General features: G+C 53.0%; 2 protein-coding genes. One reads left to right on the forward strand and one right to left on the reverse strand.

Translation table 11 applies throughout. The annotated features are described in order from the left end of the window. Nucleotides 1–279: 279 nt before the first annotated feature. Nucleotides 280–435: a hypothetical protein gene (locus RTY00_RS23060; protein WP_154156799.1), complete on the forward strand. Its 156-nt coding sequence runs from the start codon at nucleotides 280–282 to the stop codon at nucleotides 433–435. 13 nt (nucleotides 436–448) lie between these two features. On the opposite strand, the gene RTY00_RS23065 is transcribed toward RTY00_RS23060, so the two are convergent. Further along, nucleotides 449–1,225: an ABC transporter ATP-binding protein gene (locus RTY00_RS23065; RefSeq protein ID WP_312666510.1), complete on the reverse strand. Its 777-nt coding sequence runs from the start codon at nucleotides 1,223–1,225 to the stop codon at nucleotides 449–451. Nucleotides 1,226–1,354: the final 129 nt, after the last annotated feature.

Consider the following 1,354-nt stretch of genomic DNA (forward strand, 5'->3'; position numbering starts at 1 on the left):
TATTCATAATCTGCGCGAGAAAATCGGCAAGGCGTATATTAAAACGCTGCGTGGCATCGGTTATCGCTTCATTGTGTCGGGAAAGTAAAATCCTTACGGTCGCCATAAATGGCGACCCTACAAAGGATTGGCGCGTTTTCGTAGGGTGCGCATTCATGCGCACCTGCATACATATGCAAATCAATGCTGAACTGAGCGGTATAACTCTTAAGGTTTGTTAATAAGAAAAACTTAAGTAATAATCACCTCTCAACCAGACCGTATTCCAGGGAGGAATAGATGTCTTCATTGCCTTACTACATCGCCATCTTATTGATTATCTGCGTAACCTTCATCTCTTTCAGCTTGATGTTAGATCTCTTCGAAATGCGTGAATGGATGCATCACACCACGCATTTTCTCGAAACAACCCTTAAAGATTCTGATACGCCATAAGCGGATGACTGCATCACGCCGCCACGCGCTCCGCGCCCAACAAATCCAGTATCCGGCTGCGCAGCGCCACCAGCTGCGGGTCATCGCGGCGGCGCGGCCACGGCAGATCAACCTCGATCACATCCACCACTTTTGCTGGTCTTGGGCTGAACACCACCACGCGATTCGCCATCACCAGCGCTTCTTCCACGTCGTGCGTTACCATCAGCGTGGTGAACTGTTGCTCCTGCCACAGATCGACAATCTCCTGCTGCATACGCAAGCGCGTCAGTGAATCAAGCTTGCCGAGCGGTTCATCGAGGATCAGCAAACGCGGCACGTTAACCAGCGCACGGGCCAGCGCCGCACGCTGCGCCATACCGCCCGAAAGCTGATGCGGCCAGGCGCGGGCGAACTGCCTGAGGCCGACGCGATCCAGCATCGCGTTAATACGCTGTTCGCGCAGCGGGCGGCTCTCTCCGCGAATCTGCAAACCGAGGCCGACGTTGTCATAGACGGTGCGCCACGGATAAAGCGTGGGATCCTGAAACACCACCACGCGCGACGGATCAGGCGCGGTGATTGCTTTGCCCTCTTCCGCCAGTAACCCGCTGGCGGGCGGTTCGAGTCCGGCCAGCAAACGCAGCAGCGTCGATTTGCCGCAGCCGGAAGGCCCAAGCAGCGCAACAAATTCACCGGCCTTTACCTGCAAATTAATATTCTCCAGCACCGGTAAATCTTCGCCTTCTAAGGTGAAATGATGATTAACCTTCTCAATCGCAATATTAACGCCCGCCGAGGTTGAGGACATATTTTCGCTCCTGCTTGATATGCTAAGAAATAAAGCATAAGCCGCACCCTTCCCGCAGCGAAATAGCCATTCCGGCAAATCTATCCGCAAATATTCATAATGAAAAACTGCATGATGTCATGCGGGATT

Source organism: Pantoea sp. CTOTU49201, assembly GCF_032054795.1.
In the GTDB taxonomy this organism is placed as follows: Bacteria; Pseudomonadota; Gammaproteobacteria; order Enterobacterales; family Enterobacteriaceae; genus Pantoea; species Pantoea symbiotica.